At 67.2% G+C, this 6,000-nt stretch carries 6 protein-coding genes; all 6 read left to right on the plus strand.

Annotated features, from left to right (window positions below; genetic code table 11):
- Window position 1: 1 nt before the first annotated feature.
- The gene (locus AC1DKV_RS12115) at window positions 2-862 is read left to right on the plus strand and encodes a branched-chain amino acid ABC transporter permease (RefSeq protein WP_441614721.1); all 861 of its coding nucleotides are present in this window, start codon (window positions 2-4) and stop codon (window positions 860-862) included.
- 10 nt (window positions 863-872) lie between these two features.
- On the plus strand, window positions 873-1,925 hold the full coding sequence (locus AC1DKV_RS12120; protein WP_441614723.1) for a branched-chain amino acid ABC transporter permease: 1,053 nt from the start codon (window positions 873-875) through the stop codon (window positions 1,923-1,925).
- Complete coding sequence (locus AC1DKV_RS12125; RefSeq protein WP_441614725.1) at window positions 1,918-2,682, plus strand: ABC transporter ATP-binding protein; 765 nt, start codon at window positions 1,918-1,920, stop codon at window positions 2,680-2,682. Before AC1DKV_RS12120 ends, AC1DKV_RS12125 begins: the two co-directional genes overlap by 8 nt.
- A complete protein-coding gene (locus AC1DKV_RS12130; protein ID WP_441614727.1) occupies window positions 2,669-3,376 on the plus strand; it encodes an ABC transporter ATP-binding protein in 708 nt (235 codons plus the stop codon). Before AC1DKV_RS12125 ends, AC1DKV_RS12130 begins: the two co-directional genes overlap by 14 nt.
- A gap of 85 nt (window positions 3,377-3,461) precedes the next feature.
- Entirely contained in the window at window positions 3,462-4,634 is a 1,173-nt protein-coding gene (locus tag AC1DKV_RS12135; protein WP_441614729.1) for an ABC transporter substrate-binding protein, read from the plus strand.
- Between the two features lie 140 nt (window positions 4,635-4,774).
- Window positions 4,775-6,000 (plus strand): hypothetical protein (locus AC1DKV_RS12140; protein ID WP_477137611.1); only part of this gene is annotated, 1,226 nt, incomplete at its 3' end.

Consider the following 6,000-nt stretch of genomic DNA (forward strand, 5'->3'; position numbering starts at 1 on the left):
GATGTTGTTTCTCCAACAAGTCCTGAACGGCCTCACGCTGGGCGGCGTGTATAGCCTGGTGGCGCTGGGCCTGACACTGGTCTACGGCATCCTGCACGTGCCCAATTTCGCGCACGGCGCGTTCTACATGGCCGGCGCCTATGTCTCGTACTACATGATGACGGCGCTCGGCATGAACTACTGGCTGGCGATGGGCGCCGCCGCGCTGGCGGTGGCAGCGCTGTCGATGCTGGCCGATCGCCTGGTGTTCCATCCGCTGCGCAACGCGCCCGAGTTGCACGACATGATCGCCGCCATCGGCATCATGCTGTTCCTCGAGGCCGGCGCGCAGGCGCTGTGGGGCGCGGACTTCAACCGCATGCCCACGCCCTACGGCCAGATGGTGGAAGTGTTCGGGCTCACCGCCCCCGCCCAGCGCCTGCTGATCATCGGCGCGGCTTTCGGCCTGATGGTGCTGCTGCACCTGTTCCTCACGCGCACCGTGACCGGCTCGACCATCGTGGCGATGGCGCAGAACCGCGAAGGCGCCGCGCTGGTGGGCATCGACGCGACCCGCGTCACCCTGCTGGTGTTCGCCATCTCGGGCGCGCTGGCCGCCATCGCCGCCACGCTGTACGCGCCGATCAACCTGGTCTACCCGAGCATGGGCAACCTGGTCATCACCAAGGCCTTCGTCATCATCATCCTCGGCGGCATGGGCAGCATTCCCGGGGCCATCGTGGGCGGGCTGATCATCGGCATGGCCGAGAGCTTCGGCGGCTTCTACGTCTCCACCGACTACAAGGACATCATCGCCTTCGTGCTGCTGGTGGCCATCCTGTCGATCCGCCCGCAGGGCCTGTTTGCCGGCAAGGCCGCTTAAGGAGCGCAACATGACCAATGCATTGCAAGGAAAAGCCGGCTGGGCACTGCTGCTGGCGCTGGCCGTCGCGTTCCCGCTGCTCACGCCCAACAGCTACTACCTGACGGTGATGACGCTGGCCTTCATCTACGCCATCGCCACGCTGGGGCTGAACCTGATCACCGGCTACACCGGCCAGCTCAACCTCGCGCACGGTGGCTTCATGGCAATCGGCGCCTACACGCTGGGTATCCTGACGGTGGATCACCAGGTACCGTTCTGGGTGGCGTTCGCGCTGTCGGGCGTGGTGTGCATGGTGGTGGGCTACTTCGTGGGCGTGGTGTCGCTGCGCCTGAAGGGCCATTACTTCTCGATCTTCACGCTGTGCATCGGCTACATCATCTACCTGCTGATCGAGAAATGGGAAAGCCTCACGCACGGCACGGTGGGCCTGATCGGCATCCCGGTGCCGGCGTCGGTGGGCCCGCTGGCGTTCGACAACGTGCAGGCGCAGTACTACCTGGTGCTGTTCTTCCTCGTGATCGGCACCTTCGTGATGCACCGCATCGTCACCTCGCTGCTGGGCCGCAGCTTCATGGCCGTGCGCAACAGCGATGCGCTGGCCGAGGCGCTGGGCATCAACCTGATGCGCACCAAGGTGCTGTCCTTCGTGCTGTCGGTGGGCTATGCGGGCTTTGCCGGCGCGCTGTACGCGGGCCAGGTGCGCTTCCTCGGCCCCGATATCGCGCGCACCGACCTCACCTTCGACATGGTGATGGCGATGCTGGTCGGTGGCACCGGCACGCTGCTCGGGCCGCTGCTGGGCGCGGTGCTGGTGCCGTGGGTGACGCAGACGCTGCAGTTCCTGCAGGACTACCGCATGCTGGTGTTCGGCCCGGTGCTGATCCTGCTCATCATCTTCGTGCCGGACGGCATCGTCGGCTCGTGGGCCAAGCGCCAGGCGAGGCGCGCCGCGGCCGCGCGGCGCGGCGGCAAGAGCCGCGCGCAGGCTCCCGCACCGGCCGCCGGTGCCAACGCAGCCAACGCAGCCAACGCAGCCAACGCAGGGGTCGACCATGCTTGAGATCCGCAACCTGACCAAGAAATTCGGCGGCCTGACCGCGGTAAATGATGTCTCGATCCGCTTCGAGACCGGCCACATCAACGCCATCATCGGACCCAACGGCGCCGGCAAGACCACCTTCTTCAACCTGATCGCCGGCACCCACGCACCCAGCTCCGGCCAGATCCTGCTCAAGGGCCAGGACGTGGCCGGGCTGCGCGCGGACCAGATCGCCCGCCTGGGCGTGGCGCGCACCTTCCAGGCGACCCACCTGTTCGACCGCGCCACCGTGCTGGACAACCTGATCGTGGGCCATCGCCTGCGCACGCATTCCGGCCTGGCCGACGTGCTCTTCAACACGCGGCGGCTGCGCGAGGAAGAGCGCCTGTGCCGCGCCAAGGCGGAGGAAGCGCTGGAGTTCGTCGGCCTTGCGCACCTGGCCCATGAAGTGGCGGCCGACATCACGCAGGAGGAGCGCAAGCGCGTGGCCTTCGCGCTGGCGCTGGCCACCGATGCCGAACTGCTGCTGCTCGACGAGCCCGCCGGCGGCGTCAATCCGGAGGAGACCGTGGGCCTGGCCGAACTGATCCGCAAGATGGTCCGCCATGGCAAGACGGTCTGCCTGATCGAACACAAGATGGACATGATCATGCGGCTGGCCGACAAGATCATGGTGCTCAACTACGGCGAGAAGATCGCCGAGGGGACGCCCGCGCAGATCCAGCAGGATCCGCACGTCATCGAAGCCTACCTGGGAGCCGACCATGTTGCAGCTTGAGCGCGTTTCGCTTTCCTACGGCAGCTTCCGCGCGCTGGAAAACATCACCCTGCACGCCGGCGCCGGCGAGCTGGTGGTGCTGCTGGGCGCCAACGGCGCCGGCAAGAGCTCGATCTTCCTGGCGATGAGCGGCATCCACCGCGCCAGCGGCGGCACCATGCGCTTCGACGGCCGCGAGCTGTCCGGCATGAAGCCCTCGCAGATCGTGCAGGCCGGGCTGGTGCACTGCCCCGAAGGGCGCAAGCTGTTTCCCGCCATGAGCGTGCAGAAGAACCTGACGCTGGGCGCTTACGTCCACCGCCGCGATTCGGCAGGCATCAAGCGCTCGCTCGAAGAAGTGTTCGAGATGTTCCCCATCCTGCGGCAGAAGAAGGACGATCCGGCCGGCTCGCTCTCGGGCGGCCAGCAGCAGATGGTGGCGCTGGGGCGCGCGCTGATGAGCCGCCCGCGCGCGCTGCTGCTCGACGAGCCGTCGCTCGGGCTGGCGCCGCTGGTGGTCAAGCAGATGTTCGAGGTCATCCAGCGCATCAACCGTGCCGGCACCACCGTGCTGCTGGCCGAGCAGAACGCCTACGCGGCGCTTGGCATCGCGCACCGCGCCTACGTGATCGAGAGCGGGCGCATCGTCATGGAAGGCGACCGCGAAACCTTGCTCAAGGATGAGGGAATTCGCCGCGCGTATATCGGCGGCTAGCCCTGGCCGAAGGACAGGGCAGGAAAACAGGGCAGGAAGACAGGACAAGAACGAACGCAGTGCAAACACAACAGGAGACCGCCAGATGCAAACCAAGATGATCCGCCGCTTCTTCCCGCTCGCCGCCACCGCCGTGGCCGCGCTGCTGGCTTCGGGCACCGCCTTCGCACAGGAAGTCGTCAAGCTGGGCTACACCGGCCCGCTGTCGGGCGGCGCCGCCCTGTACGGCAAGAACGTGCTTTCGGGCATCCAGATGGCGGTCGACGAAATCAACGCCGCCGGCCTGGAAGTCAAGGGCAAGAAGGTCAAGCTCGAAGTGGCCGCGCTCGATGACAAGTACGCCCCGGCCGAGGCCGCGATCAACGCGCGCCGGCTGGTGCAGCAGTACAAGACGCCCGCCGTGTTCGTGCCGCACTCGGGTGGCATCTTCGCGCTGCAGGCCTTCAACGAGCAGGAGAAGTTCCTGGTGATGGCGTACTCCAGCGTGCCGCGCATCACCGATGTCAACAACAAGCTGACCATCCGCATCCCGCCGGCCTACACCGGCTATATCGATCCCTTTATCAAGGCGCAGATGAAGCGCTACGGCAAGAACGTGGCGCTGGCGCCGGCCGACCATGACTACGCCAAGGCCTGGGTTCAGGCCTTCGTGCCTGCATGGGAGAGTGCGGGCGGCAAGGTGGTGGCCAACAACCCGATGTCCTATACCAAGGCAACCGATTTCTACAGCGGCGTGTCGCGCGTGCTGGCCGACAAGCCGGACGTGATGTTCGTGGGCGGCCCGTCGGAGCCGACCGCGCTGGTGGTCAAGCAGGCGCGCGAACTGGGCTTCAAGGGCGGCTTTATCGTGATGGACCAGGCCAAGCTCGACGAGATGTCCAAGGTCACCAACGGCCTGGCCATGCTGGAGGGCTCGATCGGCGTGATGCCGCTGGCCAACGACAGCCGCCCCGCCGCGCAGAACTACAACAACAAATACAAGAAGCTGCACGACGGGCGCGATGCCACCACCGAGATGTCGCTCAACTACACCATGGTGTACGCGCTGGCCGGCGCCATGAAGCTGGCCGGCACCACCACCGACGTGGCGGCGATCCGCGCCAAGATGCCGGAGGCGGTAAAGACGCTGGCCAAGGATGCCAACCCCAACGAGATCGAGAGCATCGACGCCAAGGGCGGCACCGTGGCCGATACCGTGGTGGGCTGGGTGCAGGGCGGCAAGATTGCCCAGGTGCGCCTGTCCGAACTGGCCAAATAAGTCAACTCCGGGGCCGGCGCGCGCGACGCGCCGGCTTGCCGAAGGTCCCGCCCGGCACTCCGGCGGGATTCAGGCCCGCGCACCGGCGGGCTCCTGTCTTGTCACCCCCCGCCTCTCTTCATTGACGCCGCCGACTAGGCATGCTGTTGCTGACGCTGCAGCTCTTGCTGGCGGCGCTGCTGTTCCTGTTGCTGTTGCTGTTGCTGGCGCTGGTGCTCCTGCTGCTGGCGTTGCACATCCTGCTGCTGGCGCTGCATCTGCTCTTGCTGCTGGCGTTGCATCACCTGCTGCTGGCGCTGCTGCTCCTGTACCTGGTGCTCCTGTGCCTGGCGCTCCTGCTGCTGGCGTTGCTGCACGCGCTGCTGTTCCATCTGCTGGCGCTGCTGCTCCTGCTGCTGCCGCTGCATGGCCTGTTGCTGGCGCTGCTGCTCCTGCATCTGGCGCTCCTGCTGCTGGCGCTGCATGTCCTGCTGTTGCTGCATCGCCTGCTGGGCACGCTGCTGCTCGCCGCGCTGGCGCTCCTGCTGCTGGCGCTGCATGTCCTGCTGTTGCTGCATTGCCTGCTGGGCGCGCTGCTGGTCGCCGCGCTGGCGTTCCTGCTGCTGGCGCTGCATGTCCTGCTGTTGCTGCATTGCCTGCTGGGCGCGCTGCTGGTCGCCGCGCTGGCGTTCCTGCTGCTGGCGCTGCATCTCCTGCTGTTGCTGCATTGCCTGCTGGGCGCGCTGCTGGTCGCCAAACTGGCGTTCCTGCTGCTGGCGCTGCATGTCCTGCTGTTGCTGCATCCCCTGCTGGGCACGCTGCTGGTCGCCGCGCTGGCGCTCCTGCTGCTGGCGCTGCATCTCCTGCTGTTGCTGCATCCCCTGCTGGGCACGCTGCTGCTCGCCGCGCTGGCGCTCCTGCTGCTGGCGCTGCATCTCCTGCTGTTGCTGCATCCCCTGCTGGGCGCGCTGCTGCTCGCCAAACTGGCGTTCCTGCTGCTGGCGCTGCATGTCCTGCTGTTGCTGCATTCCCTGCTGGGCGCGCTGCTGCTCGCCAAACTGACGCTCCTGCTGCTGGCGCGCGAAGGCCTGCGGATCGCCCTGCTGGCCGTGCGCCTGGTCCGGACGCGTGGTCCAGCCCCGCCCCTGCATCTGCTGCTGCGGTTGCGGCTGGCCACCGCGATCGGAATTGACGAAGCCCTGCGGCATCGCCCCGCGCGGACCGCCCTCGGCCCGCTGCGGGTTGAATGCAGGATTGGCGGGGTTGGCCGGGTTGGCGGGACTGCCCGGTCCCGCCGCATTGCGGCCGTGGAAGGCCGGCGCGGCCTGGCTCAGGCGCACCGGGCCGGCTGCCGCGCCCGGGTTCGGGGCGGGGCCACCGCCGCCAC

The sequence above is a fragment of the Cupriavidus sp. 05T41 genome, assembly GCF_056396525.1.